Origin of the sequence: Pseudomonas sp. 10-1B, from assembly GCF_000935045.1 — a bacterium.
In the GTDB taxonomy this organism is placed as follows: Bacteria; Pseudomonadota; Gammaproteobacteria; order Pseudomonadales; family Pseudomonadaceae; genus Aquipseudomonas.
This window is the reverse complement of record NZ_JYKS01000031.1, coordinates 58617-75624: the sequence shown is the minus strand read 5'-3', so window position 1 is coordinate 75624 and position 17008 is coordinate 58617. Positions and strand designations below refer to the sequence as shown.

Below are 17008 nucleotides of genomic sequence, written 5' to 3'. Positions count from 1 at the left end.
GATCTCGGTTGGCTTTACTGGCCTCATCGCCGGCAAGCCAGCTCCCACAGGAACTCCACAGGCTTCAAGAACTGTGGGGTACCTGTGGGAGCTGGCTTGCCGGCGATGAGGCCGGTGAATTCAACGCAGTTTTTCCAGCATCTGGTAGTACCACATCCCCGCCGCCAGCAGCGGATTCCCCAGCAAATCCCCCATCGGCACTCGCACATGCTTGCACTGGGCGAAGGTGTCGAACTTCTCCAGCGTCCCGGTCAACGCCTCGGCCATGATTTCGCCCATGATGTGGCTGGTGGCAATGCCGTGCCCCGAGTAACCCTGGCAATACCACACGTTGTCCGACAGCTTGCCCAGTTGTGGGATGCGGTTGACCACGATGCCCATGGCGCAGCTCCACTGGAACTCGATCGGCACCCCCTTCAGCGCCGGGAAGGTGCGTTCGATGCACGGGCGCAGTTCGCCTTCGATGTCCCGTGAGTCACGGCCGGAATAGTTGGCGCCACCGCCGAACAGCAGGCGCTTGTCGGCGGTCAGCCGGTAGTAGTCGAGCACGAAGCGGCAGTCGTACACCGCCAGGTCCTGTGGGTTGATCTGCTCGGCCAGTTCACCCAGCGGCGCGGTGGTGACGATGCCGCCCATGGCCGGGAAGATCTTGCCCTTGAGCTGGCGCTTTTCCAGTTTGTGATAGACATCGCCGGCCAGCATCACCTGACGCGCCTCGACCCGGCCGTGGGCGGTGACCACCGCCGGGCGTGGACCGTGGACGATGTCCAGCACTTCGGAGTTCTCGAAAATCAGTGCACCCAGGCTATGCGCGGCACGGGCTTCGCCCAGGCACAGGTTCAGCGGGTGCAGGTGCAGGTTGCGCAGGTTCTTCAGGGCGCCGAGGTACAGTGGGCTCTGCAGGTGCTCAGCCACGCCATCGCGGTCCAGCAACTGCACCTGCTCGCCCATGCCCCGGCGCCGGGCCTCGGCCTCGAATGCGCGCAGTTCGTTCATGTGCGAGGGCTTCATCGCCGCATGCAGGTGGCCACGCTTGAGGTCGCAGTCGATGCCATAGCGCGCCACCCGCTGCTCGATCACCTGGTGCCCGCGCCAGCGCAGGTGCCAGATGAAATCGTCGACATCGCTACCCAGGCGGTTGCGCATCTGTGTGCGCATGGCCTCGTCGCCTGACAGGCTACCGGTGACCTGGCCGCCATTGCGCCCGCTGGCGCCCCAGCCGATGCGGTTGGTTTCGATGATGGCCACCTTCAGGCCACGCTCGGCCAGCTCCACCGCCGTGGCCACGCCGGTGAAGCCGCCGCCGATGATGGCGACGTCCACCTGCACCGTGCCCTTGAGTTGCGGGTACTCGCTGTGGTCGTTGAGGGTGGCGCTGTAGTAGGACGGTGCGCGCTGCGCCGGGCCTTGGTTCAATGCTGCGTTCATGGTGTTCCTTGTTATGTAGGGGCTCAGGCCTGGTGCAGGTACCAGCGCCAGTCCTGTTCGCTGACTTCGGCCATGAACTGGCGGTACTCGGCGCGCTTGACCTTCAGGTACACGCCAAGGAAGTCCTCGCCTAGTGCTTCGCGAGCCCAATGGGAATGTTGCAGGGCGTCGAGCGCCGTCAGCCAGTCGGTGGGCAGGTGTTCGGTGGCCTGGGCATAGCCGTTGCCTTCCACCGGTGCGCCCGGGTCCAGCTGTTCGCGGATGCCGCGGTGGCTGGCGGCGAGGATTGCCGCAGCAGCCAGGTAAGGGTTGGCGTCGGCACCGCAAATGCGGTGTTCCACATGCCGGCTGTTGGCCGGGCCACCCGGCACGCGCAGGCTCACGGTGCGGTTGTCGACGCCCCAGGTCGGTGCCAGCGGTGCATAGCTGTTGGCCTGGAAGCGGCGGAACGAGTTGGCGTTGGGGCAGAACAGCAACAGCGAGTCGCGCAGGTGGCGCAGCATGCCGGCCACGGCCTGGCGCAGCAGCGGCGTGCCGGCCTTGTCGTCGCTGGCGAACAGGTTGTTGCCGGCGCTGTCGGCCAGGCTCAGGTGCATGTGCATGCCGGTGCCGGCCAGTTGCGCGAATGGCTTGGCCATGAAGCAGGCCTGCATGCCGTGGGCATGGGCCACGCCTTTTACCAGGCGCTTGTAGCGCACCGCCTGGTCCATCGCCTGCAGCGCGTCGCCATGTTCGAGGGTGATTTCCACCTGGCCGGGGGCGTACTCGGAAATTGCCGTGCGCGCCGGGATGCCCTGGGCCTTGCAGGCAGCGTACAGGTCGGCGAGGAACGGCTCGATCTGCTCCAGTTCGCGCAGGCCATACACCTGGGTGCTGCGTGGGCGGCCGCCGTCATTGTCCAGCGCCGGTTGCGGGCGGCCCTGGGCATCGCGCTGCTGGTCGAGCAGGTAGAACTCCAGCTCGCAGGCCATCACCGGGTGGTAGCCGTCGGCCTTCAGCGCCTCAATGGTGCGCAGCAGCACGTGGCGCGGGTCGGCGATGCTGGCCGGCAGGCCCTCGCTCGGGTGCATGCTCACCTGCACAGCGGCGGTCGGCACCCGCCGCCAGGGCAGGCGTACCAGGCTGCCTTCCAGCGGGTAGGCGCGGCAGTCGATGTCGCCAACGTCCCAGACCAGGCCGGAGTTTTCCACGTCGTCGCCGTTCAGGGTCAGGCCGAGGATGGTGCTGGGCAGCGGCCGGCCGCTCTGGTACACAGCTAGCAGTTCCTCGCGGTGCAGCAGCTTGCCGCGCGGTACGCCGTTGGCGTCGAGGATGAACAGTTCGAACAGCTCGATATCGGGGTTGTCGGCCAGGAAACGGCTGGCCTGCTCTACAGGGGCAAAGTGCATGGTGGATTCGCTCACGGGCGCACAGGGCCACCGCGCAAGCAGGCGGCCCAACTGAGTCAAACGGCCAGAAGGTGGCCGGGTTTGGTCACAATGGCGTGAGCGAAGTGTCCGGTGGGCGCGCGTGGCGGCAGTGCCACAGGGCCCAGAAGGCGAGGATGATGTGCACCAGCGGATTTTCCCCGGCACGGCGCCTGGCCTTCGCTAGCGAAGGGCGGGACGACGGTGGGGCGATGGGCTGGGCGGGAGTCATGCCTTTGATACTCACATGCGGCGTAAGGTTGATTAAAGCAGTGAATGGCAACCTTTACATCGTGCCTGGCTAAACATTTGGTTGCCTGTGCTGGCCTCTTCGCGGGCTTGCCCGCTCCCACAGGTCCCCCACAATCTTCAGGTTGGTGGTGATCCTGTGGGAGCGGGCAAGCCCGCGAAGAGGCCGGCACAGGCAGCAGAGAACCGGCAAATCTGCGACAATCGCGCATCCTTCGAATGCCGATCATGAAAAAGCAGGCTCACCTGCATCACTAAAAAGCCCCATGACTGACCACGCCATCGACAAACTGCTGCAAAACCTCGACCACGCCATGATTGCCGACCGCCATCGCCTGCGTCGGCAACTGCATGAACTGCGCAAGCGCCCCGATGAGGCGAAGCTGGCGCAGTGGGTGGAGAGGGTCCAGGCCTCCTGCGCCCAGGTCACTGCACGCCAGCACAGCGTGCCGACCGTGCGCTACGACGACAACCTGCCGATCGCCGCCAAGCGTGACGAAATCAAGAAGGCCCTGGCCGAACACCAGGTGTTGGTGATCGCCGGTGAAACCGGCTCGGGCAAGACCACCCAGCTGCCGAAGATCTGCCTCGAGCTGGGGCGTGGCAGCCATGGCCTTATCGCCCACACCCAGCCACGCCGGATCGCCGCGCGCAGCGTTGCCGCGCGGGTCGCCGAAGAACTGGGCACGCCGCTGGGCGGGCTGGTCGGTTACCAGGTGCGCTTCGAAGACCAGAGCGACGCCAACACCCTGGTCAAGCTGATGACCGACGGTATCCTGCTGGCCGAAACCCAGCACGACCGCTTCCTCGAACGCTACGATACGATCATCGTCGACGAAGCCCACGAGCGCAGCCTGAACATCGACTTCCTGCTCGGTTACCTGAAGACCCTGCTGCACCGGCGCCCGGAGCTGAAGCTGATCATCACCTCGGCGACCATCGACCTGGAGCGCTTCTCCAAGCACTTCGATGGCGCCCCGATCATCGAGGTGTCGGGCCGCACCTTCCCGGTGGAAACCTGGTACCGCCCGCTGACCAGCGAGCAGGACGAAGAGGGGAACCAGATCGAGGACGACCTCACCGTCGACCAGGCCATCCTCGCCACCCTGGACGAGCTGGCGCAGCACGAACGCAGTGAGGGCAAGGGCCCGGGCGATGTGCTGATCTTCCTGCCGGGCGAGCGGGAAATCCGCGATGCTGCCGAGATCCTGCGCAAGGCGCAACTGCGCCACACCGAGATTTTGCCACTGTACGCGCGCCTGTCACCGGCAGAGCAGCAGCGCATCTTCCAGCCGCACACCGGGCGCCGCGTGGTGCTGGCCACCAACGTCGCCGAAACCTCGCTGACCGTGCCTGGCATCCGCTACGTGATCGATACCGGTACCGCGCGCATCAGCCGCTACAGCTACCGCGCCAAGGTCCAGCGCCTGCCCATCGAGGCGGTGTCGCAGGCCAGTGCCAACCAGCGCAAAGGCCGCTGTGGGCGGGTCGAGCCGGGCATCTGTGTGCGCCTGTACAGCGAAGAAGACTTCAACAGCCGGCCAGCGTTCACCGACCCGGAGATCCTGCGTACCAACCTGGCGGCGGTGATCCTGCAGATGCTGCACCTGCGCCTGGGCGCGATCGATGCCTTCCCGTTCATCGAACCGCCGGATGGCAAGGCCATCAGCGACGGTTTCAACCTGTTGCAGGAGCTGTCGGCGGTCAACCGCGAAAACCAGTTGACCCCGATCGGCCGCCAGCTGGCGCGCCTGCCGATCGACCCGCGCCTGGGTCGCATGCTGCTCGAAGGCGCGCGCCTGGGCAGCCTGCAGGAAGTGCTGATCGTGACCAGTGCGTTGTCGGTGCAGGACCCGCGCGAGCGCCCGCCAGAGCGCCAGCAGGCCGCCGACCAGGCACATGCGCAATGGAAGGACGTGGATTCCGACTTCGCCGCGCTGGTCAACCTGTGGCGTGGCTTTGAAGAGCAGCGCCAGGCACTGACCGCCAACCCGCTGCGCAACTGGTGCCGCAAGAACTTCCTGAACTACTTGCGCCTGCGCGAGTGGCGCGATGCCCATCGTCAGTTGGCGCTGATCTGCCGTGACCTGCAGTTGACGGTGAACAAGGAACCGTCCGATTACCAGAAGATGCACAAGGCCATCCTCAGCGGCCTGCTCAGCCAGATCGGCCACAAGACCGAAGAGGGCGACTACCAGGGGGCCCGCCAGCGGCGCTTCTGGGTGCACCCGTCTTCGGGCCTGGGGCGCAAGCGCCCGCAGTGGGTAATGGCTGCTGAACTGGTCGAGACCACCAAGCTGTATGCGCGCATGGTGGCCAAGATCGAGCCGGACTGGATCGAGCCGCTGGCCGGGCACCTGGTCAAGAAGAACCACTTCGAACCGCACTGGGAGAAGAAGCGCGGGCAGGTGGTGGCCTATGAACAGATCACCCTGTACGGCCTGATCCTGGTCGGCCGCCGCCCGGTGCATTTCGGCCCGATCGACCCGGTCACCTCGCGCGAGTTGTTCATCCGCGAAGGCCTGGTCGGTGGCGAAATCCAGTCGCGGGCCAAGTGCCTGGCGGCCAACAAGCGCCTGCTGGAAGAACTCGACGAACTGGAGGCCAAGGCCCGCCGCCGCGACATTCTCGCCGATGAGGAAACCCTGTACGCCTTCTACGAGGCGCGCCTGCCGGCGGAAATCCACCAGACCGCGACCTTCGACAGCTGGTACCGCATGGGCAGCCAGAAGGACGCCAACCTGCTGATCATGCGCGAGGAAGACGTGCTGGCCCGCGAGGCCAGCGAAGTCACCGCCGCGCAGTACCCCGACAGCCTGCAGGTAGGCGAGCTGCGCCTGCCGCTGAGCTACCACTTCGAGCCCGGTCACCCCCGCGATGGCGTGACCGTGCGGGTGCCGGCGCCGCTGCTGCCGAGCCTGCCGGGCGAGCGCCTGGAATGGCTGGTGCCGGGCCTGCTGGAAGCCAAGTGCGTAGCCTTGGTGCGCAACTTGCCCAAGGCCCTGCGCAAGAACTTCGTGCCGGTGCCAGACTTCGTCAAGGCCTCGCTGGCGCGCATGGTCTTCGGCCAAGGGGCGTTGCCGCAGGCCTTGGGCCAGGAGCTGCTGCGCATGACCGGTGCGCGTGTGTCCGACGAGGCTTGGGACGAGTCGGTCAACCTGGTCGAAGGCCATCTGCGCATGAATATCGAAGTGGTCGATGGCCAGGGCAAGTTCCTCGGTGAGGGCCGCGACCTGGCCGAGCTGACCGCGCGCTTTGCTGCCGCCAGCCAGGCAGCGCTGGCCGTGCCGCGTGACGCCAAGAGCGAACAGCCAGTACAGGCCAAGGCCTTCAGTGAAGTGAAACAGACTGCCCAGCAGAAGATCGCCGGCCTGTCGATGACCGTGTACCCGGCGCTGGTGGAAGACAACGGCACTGTGCGCGAAGGGCGTTTCTCGACCCAGGCCGAAGCCGAGTTCCAGCACCGTCGTGCCTTGCAACGGCTGTTGCTGCAGCAACTAGCCGAGCCGGCCAAATACCTGCGCGGCAAGCTGCCGGGGCTGACCGAGTTGGGCCTGCTGTACCGTGAGATGGGCCGGGTCGAGGCATTGGTGGAGGACATTCTGCTGGCCAGCCTGGACAGTTGCATCCTCGAAGGCGAGCAACCGCTGCCACGTGACGGCGCGGCCTTGGCCGGGCTGGCCGAACGCAAGCGCGGCAGCTGGGCCGAGCATGCCGAACGCCTGGCACGCCAAGCCCTGGAAGTGCTGAAGCTGTGGCATGGGTTGCAGAAGCGCTTCAAGGGCAAGATCGATCTGAGCCAGGCAGTTGCGCTGAACGATATCAAGCAACAGCTGGGCAACCTGGTGTACCCGGGCTTTGTGCGCGAAACGCCGGGGGCTTGGTTCAAGGAGCTGCCGCGTTACCTGAAGGCGGTGGAACTGCGCCTGGAGAAGCTCGGTTCGCAAGTGCAGAAGGACCGCGTGTGGAGCGGCGAGCTGGCCAACCTGTGGGCGCAATACAAGGCTCGTGCCGACAAGCATGCCCAGGAGGGCAAACGCGATGAGCAACTGACCTTGTACCGCTGGTGGTTGGAGGAGTACCGGGTGTCGCTGTTTGCCCAGCAGCTGGGGACCAAGGTACCGATTTCCGACAAAAGATTGAGCAAGCAGTGGAGTCAGGTGGAGGGCTAACTTCCTTGATTTGTGGCACACTTCAGGGAGTTTGGGGCCGCTTTGCGGCCCTTCGCGAGTGAACCCGCTCCTACACAGGTATGCAATGTCTTCGGGGCGGTGCGGTCCCTTGTAGGAGCGGGTTCACCCGCGAACGAGGGCGCAGCCCTCGCCTCCAAATTGGTACTAAAGTGCCATTAACCTGTCATATTTCCAGCCAGCGCCCCGTGGCGATGGCCTTTGACCAGAGGAACGACCGTGCATAACGTCGTGATCAGCGGCACCGGCCTGTACACCCCGGCCCAGAGCATTTCCAACGAAGAACTGGTGGCCTCCTTCAACACCTGGTCGCAGCAGTTCAACCAGGACAACGCCGCCGCCATCGAGCGCGGAGAAGTCGAAGCGGCACCGCTGTCGGACGCTGCGTTCATCGAAAAGGCCTCGGGCATCAAGAGCCGCTTCGTCATGGACAAGGCCGGCATTCTCGATCCGCAGCGCATGAAGCCGCGCCTGCCGGAGCGCTCCAACGACGAGCCGTCGGTACTCTGCGAAATGGCCGTGGCCGCCGCCCGCCAGGCCCTGGAGCGCGCCGGCCGCACGGCGGCCGATGTCGACGGGGTGATCGTCGCCTGCTCCAACCTGCAGCGCCCGTACCCGGCCATCGCCATCGAAGTGCAGCAGGCGCTGGGCATCCAGGGCTTTGCCTTCGACATGAACGTGGCCTGCTCGTCGGCCACCTTCGGCATCCAGACCGCCGCCAACAGCGTGGCCCTGGGCCAGGCGCGTGCGGTGCTGATGGTCAACCCGGAGGTATGCACCGGGCACCTGAACTTCCGTGACCGCGATAGCCACTTCATTTTTGGCGATGCCGCCACCGCGGTGTTGCTCGAGCGTGCCGACCAGGCCACCTCGGCGCACCAGTTCGACATCGTCAGCAGCAAGCTGTGGACCGAGTTCTCCAACAACATCCGCAACAACTTCGGCTTCCTCAACCGCGCGGCGGAAGAGGGCGAAGGCGCGGCGGACAAGTTGTTCATCCAGGAAGGCCGCAAGGTGTTCCGCGAGGTGTGCCCGAAGGTGGCCGAATTGATCGGTGAGCACCTGCAGGAAAATGGCCTGCAACCGAACGATGTGAAGCGCTTCTGGCTGCACCAGGCCAACCTCAGCATGAACCACCTGATCGTCAAGAAGCTGCTGGGGCGTGAAGTGGCCGAGGAAGATGCACCGGTGATTCTGGACCGCTATGCCAACACCAGTTCGGCGGGGTCGGTGATTGCCTTCCACCTGTACCAGGATGACCTGGCCAAGGGCTCGCTGGGGGTATTGAGCTCGTTTGGTGCGGGATATTCGATTGGTAGCGTGATTCTGCGCAAGCGCTGATTTTTGTAGTACCTGTACTGGCCCAATCGCCGGCAAGCCAGCTCCCACAGGTACCCCACAGGTCTTGAAACTGTGGGGTACCTGTGGGAGCTGGCTTGCCGGCGATTGGGCCGGATGCATTTCTGCCAGGCAAAAAAAAAGCGGGAAACGCCGGATGGGGTCGGCATTTCCCGCTTCAGGGTGAAGCAGAGGAAATTGCAGCTTAGAACTTGGCTTCCAGGTCTACCTGCAGCGTGTCTACATCAGCATTGCTATTGGGCAATTGCGACAGGTCGGTCTTGGCCATCAGGTAGGCAGCCCCCAGCGAGAAGTTCTTGTCGATTTCGTAACCGACCTTGAACTTGTGACCGCGCGAACCGGTGAAGCCGTTGCCGAAATCGGAATCGGTGAACAGGCTGACCACTGCGTTACGCTGCACGTCGCGGTAGTTGTAGTCCAGGCTCCAGGCGCCGACCTTGGTCTTCAGGCCAGCCAACCAGGCCTGGTCCTCACCATCGGTGCTATCGGTGTTCTTGACGTATTGGCCATAGGCCGACAACGGAATGGCAAAGCCAGTGAAGTCCAGCTGGCCAAAGCCTTCCACCAGGTTGAACTCGTTGGTGGTGTTGCCGAACGACTGCAGAATGGCGGCTTCCTTGTCGTTGTCGTACCCGTAGATGCTGGCACCTACCGTCAGTTTCAGCACGTCTGCCGGTGCGAATTTGGCCCCCAGCTGGCCGTGGTACACCTGGGCGTCATGCTTGTACTGCACGCCATCGCCATCCACGTTGTCCTTGAGGGTGTACTGACCGGCGCTGGCGAATACCTCGGCACCGCCCAAGTCGGCTTTGTAGGTGGCCGCCACGCCTTCCGGGTTGATGTCGCTATCCCAGATGATGTCGCCCATGCTGACCCATGGCTGAGGCATCTTGCCGCCGATCAGGTGCAAGTTGGGCACGGCAGTCGGGTGCCAGTCGAGGTAGGCCAGGTCGACCCACAGCGATTTCTTGTCGAAGTAATTATCGAGGCTCTGGTTGGTCGAGCGGCGGTCGGCACTGCTGCCGGTGGCCACACGCACGCCTGCGTCGACCTGCGGGTTGATCTCGCTGTAGAAGCCCACGCGGGCACGTACACGCTGTCGGTCCTGGTTGCCGCTGCTGCTGTTCGGGTCGTCGACGTTGACGTCTTCGTAACGCAGGCGCACGTCACCCTTGATCTGGGTCTTGGCGGCCCATGCCACTTTCTGTTCGAAGGAGCTCATGCGTTCCGACTGAGCTTTCTGAGCGGCCTTTTCCTTGGTTTCTTGAGCCAGGTCAGCCTGCAGTTCGTTGTACTGCGCCTGGTTGATCGAGCCGTTGGCGCGGAGCATTTCGAGCAGCTTGGCGTCGACAGCCGCACTGGCCGGAGTACTCAGAGCCAGCATCATGCCGGTGAGGCTCACTCCGGTAAGTGTAGAAACAAGACGCATAAGGTTCTCCCTACTGAATAAGATGGGGGAGGCTCGAGCGCCTGCCCCTGCATTGGCATGTCTTCGGAAAGGGCCTGAATAGACAGGTTCTGAGGTTCCGAAAAACAGGCGCAAGTATTGCGAGGGGGAGTGACAGATTAATGTCTAATTAGTGGCACTGTTGTTAAGTGATTGAGCATGAAAGGAGCCGGCCCGGTGTTCGTCATTTGAGTGGCGGGCCTTCCTTGGGGATACTGAGGGCCTTCAGACAGCGAGCCGAAATCGTGACCAGCCTGTACAGCCTTGCCCATTTGCGTGATCTTCCGGCGGCCACCTGGGATGCCCTGGTGCCGGCCGGGCAACCATTCCTGCGCCATGCCTTCCTCAGCGCGATGGAGGATAGCGGCAGCGTTGCGCGCAACACCGGCTGGGCCGCCGAGCACCTGGTGCTGGAGCGTGACGGGCAGGTGCGGGCGTTGCTGCCGGCGTATCGCAAGTGGCACTCGTTTGGCGAATATGTGTTCGATCATGGCTGGGCCGATGCCTGTGAGCGGGCCGGCATCGCCTACTACCCAAAGCTGCTAGGTGCCGTACCGTTCAACCCGGTCAGCGGTCCGCGCCTGCTCGCCGCCGACCCCACAGATGGCCTGCTGGTGCTGCAGGCCCTGCCGGAGTACCTGGGCAAGGGCGGGCTGTCTGGCGTGCACATCAACTTCACCGACCCGGCACTGGACGAGCAACTGCTTGGCCTGCCGGGCTGGATGGAACGCCTGGGTTGCCAGTTTCACTGGCAAAACCGGGGTTACCGCGACTTCCAGGACTTTCTCGACAACCTGAGTTCGCGCAAGCGCAAGCAGATGCGCAAGGAGCGTGAACAGGTGGCCGGACAGGGCATCGAATTCGCTTGGTATCTCGGTAGCGAGCTGACGGAGGTGCAGTGGGATTTCGTCTATCGCTGCTACGCCAACACCTACGCGGTGCGCCGCCGCGCGCCTTACCTGACGCGCGATTTTTTCAGCTTGCTGGCCGAGCGCATGCCCGAGGCACTGCGCGTGGTGATGGCCCGCCAGGGCGGGCGTGATGTGGCCATGGCCCTGAGCCTGGTGGGGGGCGACAGCCTGTTTGGGCGTTACTGGGGCTGCCTGGACGAATTCGACCGGTTGCATTTCGAGACGTGTTTCTACCAGGGCATGGACTTTGCCATTGCCGAGGGCTTGCAGCGTTTCGATGCCGGGGCGCAGGGCGAGCACAAGCTGATTCGCGGGTTCGAGCCGGTGTTGACACGGTCGTGGCACTACCTGCTGCACCCCGGCTTGCGGCGGGCGGTGGAGGATTTTCTGCAGCAGGAGCGGGAAGGGGTAAGGGGGTATGCCGAGGAGGCGCGGGGGATGTTGCCTTACCGGCGGGACTGACCCATTTGCATCACCTGTGCCGGCCTATTCGCGGGTAAACCCGCTCCTACATCGGTATCGCGATCGTTGTAGGAGCGGGTTTACCCGCGAAGAGGCCGGCACAGTATTCAGTCAACCCCCACAAACCCCCCGGTCTGGTGATGCCACAACCGGGCATACAGCCCTTGCTGCTGCAGCAGTTCACTGTGGCTGCCAATTTCCACAATCCGCCCCTTGTCCAGCACCACCAGCCGGTCCATCCGTGCAATGGTGGAAAGCCGGTGGGCAATGGCGATCACCGTCTTGCCCTGCATCAGGGTCTCAAGGCTTTCCTGGATCGCCGCCTCGACCTCCGAGTCCAGCGCCGAGGTGGCCTCGTCCATGATCAGGATCGGCGCATTCTTCAGCAACACCCGGGCAATGGCGATGCGCTGGCGCTGGCCACCCGACAGCTTCACCCCGCGCTCACCCACATGGGCATCGAAACCGCTGCGGCCCTGGGCGTCCGACAGCTGCGGGATGAACTCGTCGGCGCGGGCGCGGCGTACTGCTTCGTGCAATTCCGCCTCGCTGGCAGTGGGGCGGCCATACAGCAGGTTGTCGCGGATCGAGCGGTGCAGCAGCGAGGTGTCCTGGGTGATCATGCCGATCTGCGCGCGCAGGCTGGCCTGGCTCACCTCGGCAATGTCCTGGCCGTCGATGAGGATGCGCCCGCCCTGCACGTCGTACAGCCGCAGCAGCAGGTTGACCAGGGTCGACTTACCGGCCCCGGACGGGCCGATCAAGCCGATTTTCTCGCCTGGGCGGATGTCCAGGTTCAGCCCTTCGATGACGTTGGCAGCCTTGCCGTAATGGAAGTCGACATCGTCGAAACGCACCGCGCCACGGCTGACTTTCAGTGCCGGGGCATTGGGCTGGTCGGTGACGGTGACCGGCTGGGCGATGGTCTGTAAGCCGTCCTGGACCATGCCGATATTCTCGAAGATGCCGTTGACCACCCACATGATCCAGCCCGACATGTTGACGATACGGATCACCAGGCCGGTGGCCAGGGCAATGGCGCCAACGGTGATCAGCGACTGGCTCCACAGCCACAGCGCCAGGCCCGTGGTGACGACCACCAGCAGGCCGTTGAGGGTGGTGATGACCACGTCCATGCTGGTGATCACCCGCGAAGCCAGCTGGGTTTTTTCGGTTTGCTCGCGGATCGCCTCGCGGGCGTACTGTTGCTCGTAGTCGGTGTGGGCGAACAGCTTGAGGGTGGCGATGTTGGTGTAGCCGTCGACGATGCGCCCCATCAGCTTGGAGCGGGCGTCGGAGGAGATCACCGAGCGCTCCTTGACCCGTGGCACGAAGTAGAACAGCGCAGCGATGTAGCTGGCGATCCACGTCAGCAGTGGCAGCATCAGGCGCCAGTCGGCCTCGGCGAACAGCACCAGCGAGGTGATGGCGTAGATCAGCACGTGCCACAGCGCATCCACCGCCTGCACCGCAGAGTCGCGCAACGAGTTGCCGGTCTGCATGATGCGCTGGGCGATGCGCCCGGCGAAGTCGCTCTGGAAGAAGTTCAGGCTCTGCTTGAGCACGTAGGTGTGGTTTTGCCAGCGGATCAAGCTGGTCATACCGGGGTTGATGGTCTGGTGCACCAGCAGGTCGTGCAGGCCGAAGAACAACGGCCGCAGCAGCAGGATCACCACCAGCATCCAGATCAGTTCACCACTGTGGTCGCTGAAGAAGTTGGCATTGGGCGTGCCCTGAGCCAGGTCGATGATGCGGCTGAGGTAGCTGAACATCGCCACCTCGATCAGCGAGGCGACCAGGCCGACCACCAGCAGGGCCAAAAAGCTTGGCCATACCTGGCGCAGGTAATACAGGTAGAACGGCCACACCTGGTTGGGTGGCGCCTCGCTCGGTGCCTCGCGAAAGATATCGATCAGTTGCTCGAAACGACGGTACAGCATGGGTGACGACACTCCTGTTCCATCCGACCCGCAGGTGGTTCACATCCTTGTGACGCTGGGGTCAGTCGATGCGTTTGGCCGACTTGATATAGACCGGGTCGGCCGGTACATCGCGCATGCCTTTCTTGATGGTGGTCGGCGAATTGACGATCTGGTCGACCACTTCCATGCCCTTGGTCACCTTGCCGAACACGGCGTAGCCACGGTCACGCCCCGGGTTTAGGAAGTCGTTGTCGGCCACGTTGATGAAGAACTGGCTGGTGGCCGAGTTCGGGTCCGAGGTACGCGCCATCGACAGGGTGCCGCGGGTGTTCAGCAGGCCGTTGCTGGCTTCGTTCTTGATCGGGTCGTTGGTGTTCTTCTGCACCATCTGGTCAGTGAAACCACCGCCCTGGACCATGAAGCCCGGGATCACCCGGTGGAAGATGGTGTTGTTGTAGAAGCCGCTGTCGACGTACTCGAGGAAGTTCTTGGTACTGAGCGGCGCCTTCTCGGCATTCAGCTCGATTTCGACCTGGCCGAAGCTGGTGTCCAGCACTACGTGCGGGGTCTTGTCGGAAGCCATGACGCTGGTGGCGAAGGCGACCGAGCAGGCGGTGAGCAGGAGTTTTTTCAGCATGGGCTCAAAGATCCTTGAGAGGTGGAGGCGGCTGCGAGGAACTGCAACAGGGTCTGGTTGAAGACCTCGGGTTGATCGAGGGGCGTAGCGTGCCGGGAATCGTCGATGACTACCAGCCTTGCCTGGGGTATCAGGGCGACGTAGCGCTCTTTCAGTTGTATCGGGGTGTAATCGTGGTCGGCGGCGATCACCAGGGTAGGACAGCGGATCTGTCCGATGCGTTCCTGCACGCCCCAGTCGACGATGGCGTCGAAGCTTTTCAGGTAGGCACGCTTGTCGTTGCGTGCCCAGCGCTGGGCCATCTTCTGCCGCAGCTCGGCTTGTTGAGGTTTGGGGAACAGGCGTTCGGCCAAGCCCTTGCCGACGGTTTCGACACTGAGCAGGCGCGCCAGGCCCCAACGCTTTAGCCACCAGACCCAGTCACTGCGGGTGCGGCGCTTGACCTCGGGGGCGCTGTTGACGATGCACAGGCTGCGCAGCCACTGCGGGTGGTCGACGGCGAACTGGAAACCGACCATGCCGCCCATGGACAGGCCGACGATGTGCACCGGGCCGGTGTGCAGGCGTTCGAGCAAAGCCAGCAGGTCGGCACTGAAGGTGGCGATCTGGTAACCGTCGCGGGGCTTGTCGGAGCGGCCGTGGCCGCGGATGTCCATGAGGATCACCCGGTAATCGCGGCTGAGCACCGGTACCTGCAACTCCCAGTCCTGGCAACTGGAGCCCAGGCCATGCAGCAACACCAGCGGGGCGCCCTGGCCATATTCCTCGTAATGCAGTGTGCATCCTTCGTGTTCGAAATAGGCCATGGGCGCGGTCCTCTCAGGCTTGTGGGGGGGCTGCGAAGGGCACGTCCAGTGGCGCGGTGTCGAAGTTGCGCAGCAGGTCGATGAGAATCTGCGTGGCCGGGCCCAGGGTCTTCTCTTTGCTCGAATAAAGGTAGAACAGTGGATGGCGGCTGCCACCCTGATCCAGCGGCAATGGCTTGAGCACACCTTCGCGCAGCTCGCGCTCGATCATGTGCCGGGGCAGCCAGGCAAAGCCCAGGCCGCTGCTGACGAAGGTGGCGGCGGTGCCCAGGCTGCCGACGGTCCAGCGCTGTTCGGCGCCCAGCCAGCCGACATCGCGCGGCTGGGCGCGGCCGGAGTCGCGGATCACCACCTGCAACTGGCTTTCCAGGTCCTGGAAGGTGAGTTCCCGGCCCAGGCGGTGCAGGCTGTGCTCGGGGTGGGCGACGGCGACGAACTCCACCGCACTCAGTTCGGCGCCCAGGTAGCCGCCAATGTTGTAGCTGCTGATGGCAAGGTCGGCGATGCCTTCATGCATCACTTCTTCGACCCCAGACAGCACCTCTTCGCGCAGGCGCACCCGGCAACCGCGGCTTTGCGGCATGAACGCGGCCAGGGCGCGCACCAGGCGGGCGCTGGGATAGGCGGCATCGACCACCAGGCGCACTTCGGCCTCCCAGCCCTGTTCCATGTGGTGGGCGAGGTCTTCGAGCTGGCTGGCCTGCTTGACCAGGTGACGTGAGCGCCGCAGCAGGACGTTGCCGGCCTCGGTCAGCACTGCCTTGCGGCCGTCGATACGCAGCAGGGGCACGCCCAGTTGTTCCTGCATGCGGGCCACGGTGTAACTGACCGATGACTGCGAGCGGTGCAGTGCCTCGGCGGCCTGGGCAAACCCGCCGTGATCGACCACTGCTTGCAGGGTTCGCCACTGGTCAAGGGTTACGCGCGGCGCTTTCATCTTTCGCTCCTGTTGTCCTAAGCTGCGCTCTTTCAAGGAGAACGCCCATGAAGAAATGTTGTGCGGCAATACTGATGTGCCTGCCCCTCGGGGCCATGGCCTATCCCATCGATGTGGAGAAGGAGCTGACCGGGGTCAAGCTCGATTACACCGCCTATGACACGGCGTACGACATTGGCGCCATCACCCTCAACAACTATGGGCAAGTGCCGGCAGCGTGCAAGGTGACCTTCCGCAACGGCCCGGAGGCACCGCGGGTGCGCCGGGTGAACGTGCCTGCAGGTAAAAGCGTCGATGTCACCGCGAAGTTCAACCGGCAGATCATCAAGCTGCGAATCGCCTTGAACTGCAGCGCGGAATGACCTGATAAATCGATTGATTGAACCCACTTTTTACGCTTTTTTATCGATAGGTCAAGCCTTAATCTCACCTCCATCGAATCGCAACCCTTTTGCCGATGGAGGCACCCATGTCCCGCGTACTGATCATCGAAAGCAGCGCCCGCCAGCAGGATTCCGTTTCCCGTCAGCTGACCCGTGATTTCATCCAGCAATGGCAGGCCGCCCACCCGGCTGATCAGGTCACCGTACGCGATTTGGCCGTGAACCCGGTGCCGCACCTGGATGCCAACCTGCTGGGTGGCTGGATGAAGCCGGAAGAACAGCGTAGTGCCGCCGAGCTGGAGGCCCTGACGCGATCCAACGAACTGACTGATGAATTGCTCGCAGCTGACGTGCTGGTGATGGCCGCGCCGATGTACAACTTCACCATCCCCAGCACCCTCAAGGCCTGGCTGGACCACGTACTGCGCGCCGGCATCACCTTCAAGTACACCCCTACTGGCCCACAGGGCCTGCTGACCGGCAAGCGCGCCATCGTCCTGACTGCCCGTGGCGGCCTGCATGCCGGTGCCACCAGCGACCACCAGGAACCGTACCTGCGCCAGGTGATGGCCTTCATCGGTATTCACGATGTGGATTTCATCCACGCCGAAGGCCTGAACATGAGCGGCGAGTTCCACGAGAAGGGCATCAACCAGGCCAAGGCCAAGCTGGCGGCGGTGGCCTGAGGGTCAACGAATTCCCAACCCTGACACCTGTTTTTGCTCCTTTGGGTGTATCTGCCCGGTCCTTATGGCCGGGCATTTTTTCGCTTGGGATCAATTGGATACCTGTACCGGCCCTATCGCCGGCAAGCCGGCTCCCACAGGGTCACCACAGGCCTTGAAGTCTGTGGGGTACATGTGGGAGCTGG

At 63.8% G+C, this 17008-nt stretch carries 12 protein-coding genes; 5 read left to right on the top strand and 7 right to left on the bottom strand.

From position 1 onward, the window contains the following. Nucleotides 1–120 precede the first annotated feature (120 nt). Both TZ03_RS17375 and TZ03_RS17370 read right to left on the bottom strand, forming a co-directional pair. Nucleotides 121–1428 (bottom strand): NAD(P)/FAD-dependent oxidoreductase, encoded by a 1308-nt coding sequence (locus tag TZ03_RS17375; RefSeq protein WP_051099441.1) that lies wholly within the window; start codon nucleotides 1426–1428, stop codon nucleotides 121–123. 23 nt (nucleotides 1429–1451) lie between these two features. Beyond that, nucleotides 1452–2816, bottom strand: coding sequence for a glutamine synthetase family protein (locus TZ03_RS17370; protein ID WP_051099440.1), 1365 nt, complete (start codon nucleotides 2814–2816; stop codon nucleotides 1452–1454). A gap of 533 nt (nucleotides 2817–3349) precedes the next feature. On the opposite strand from TZ03_RS17370, the gene hrpA reads away from it, so the two are divergent. Together hrpA and TZ03_RS17360 are read left to right on the top strand one after the other, a co-directional pair. Then, a complete protein-coding gene (hrpA, locus tag TZ03_RS17365) occupies nucleotides 3350–7255 on the top strand; it encodes an ATP-dependent RNA helicase HrpA (RefSeq protein ID WP_051099439.1) in 3906 nt (1301 codons plus the stop codon). 237 nt (nucleotides 7256–7492) lie between these two features. Then, entirely contained in the window at nucleotides 7493–8614 is a 1122-nt protein-coding gene (locus TZ03_RS17360) for a beta-ketoacyl-ACP synthase III (protein WP_051099438.1), read from the top strand. 202 nt (nucleotides 8615–8816) lie between these two features. Here the strand turns inward: TZ03_RS17360 and TZ03_RS17355 are convergent, their stop codons facing one another. Further along, on the bottom strand, nucleotides 8817–10061 hold the full coding sequence (locus TZ03_RS17355; RefSeq protein WP_051099437.1) for a putative porin: 1245 nt from the start codon (nucleotides 10059–10061) through the stop codon (nucleotides 8817–8819). 263 nt (nucleotides 10062–10324) lie between these two features. Here TZ03_RS17355 and TZ03_RS17350 point away from each other — a divergent pair, with 263 nt between their 5' ends. After that, a complete protein-coding gene (locus TZ03_RS17350; RefSeq protein WP_051099436.1) occupies nucleotides 10325–11452 on the top strand; it encodes a GNAT family N-acetyltransferase in 1128 nt (375 codons plus the stop codon). Nucleotides 11453–11559: 107 nt separating this feature from the next. Here the strand turns inward: TZ03_RS17350 and TZ03_RS17345 are convergent, their stop codons facing one another. The 4 genes from TZ03_RS17345 to TZ03_RS17330 all read right to left on the bottom strand — a co-directional run bounded on the left by TZ03_RS17345 (nucleotide 11560) and on the right by TZ03_RS17330 (nucleotide 15754). Continuing rightward, entirely contained in the window at nucleotides 11560–13392 is a 1833-nt protein-coding gene (locus TZ03_RS17345; protein ID WP_051099435.1) for an ABC transporter ATP-binding protein, read from the bottom strand. Between the two features lie 61 nt (nucleotides 13393–13453). Beyond that, nucleotides 13454–14011, bottom strand: coding sequence for a peptidylprolyl isomerase (locus TZ03_RS17340; RefSeq protein WP_051099434.1), 558 nt, complete (start codon nucleotides 14009–14011; stop codon nucleotides 13454–13456). Continuing rightward, complete coding sequence (locus tag TZ03_RS17335; protein WP_051099433.1) at nucleotides 14005–14817, bottom strand: alpha/beta fold hydrolase; 813 nt, start codon at nucleotides 14815–14817, stop codon at nucleotides 14005–14007. Before TZ03_RS17335 ends, TZ03_RS17340 begins: the two co-directional genes overlap by 7 nt. Nucleotides 14818–14830: 13 nt before the next feature. Beyond that, nucleotides 14831–15754: a LysR family transcriptional regulator gene (locus tag TZ03_RS17330; RefSeq protein ID WP_051099432.1), complete on the bottom strand. Its 924-nt coding sequence runs from the start codon at nucleotides 15752–15754 to the stop codon at nucleotides 14831–14833. A 47-nt stretch (nucleotides 15755–15801) separates the two neighbouring features. Between TZ03_RS17330 and TZ03_RS17325 the strand changes: the two genes are divergently transcribed. Both TZ03_RS17325 and TZ03_RS17320 read left to right on the top strand, forming a co-directional pair. Further along, nucleotides 15802–16116 carry a hypothetical protein gene (locus tag TZ03_RS17325; RefSeq protein WP_012051530.1) on the top strand — a complete coding sequence of 105 codons (315 nt, stop codon included), beginning with the start codon at nucleotides 15802–15804 and terminating at the stop codon, nucleotides 16114–16116. Between the two features lie 107 nt (nucleotides 16117–16223). Continuing rightward, the gene (locus TZ03_RS17320; protein WP_051099431.1) at nucleotides 16224–16823 is read left to right on the top strand and encodes an FMN-dependent NADH-azoreductase; all 600 of its coding nucleotides are present in this window, start codon (nucleotides 16224–16226) and stop codon (nucleotides 16821–16823) included. Nucleotides 16824–17008: the final 185 nt, after the last annotated feature.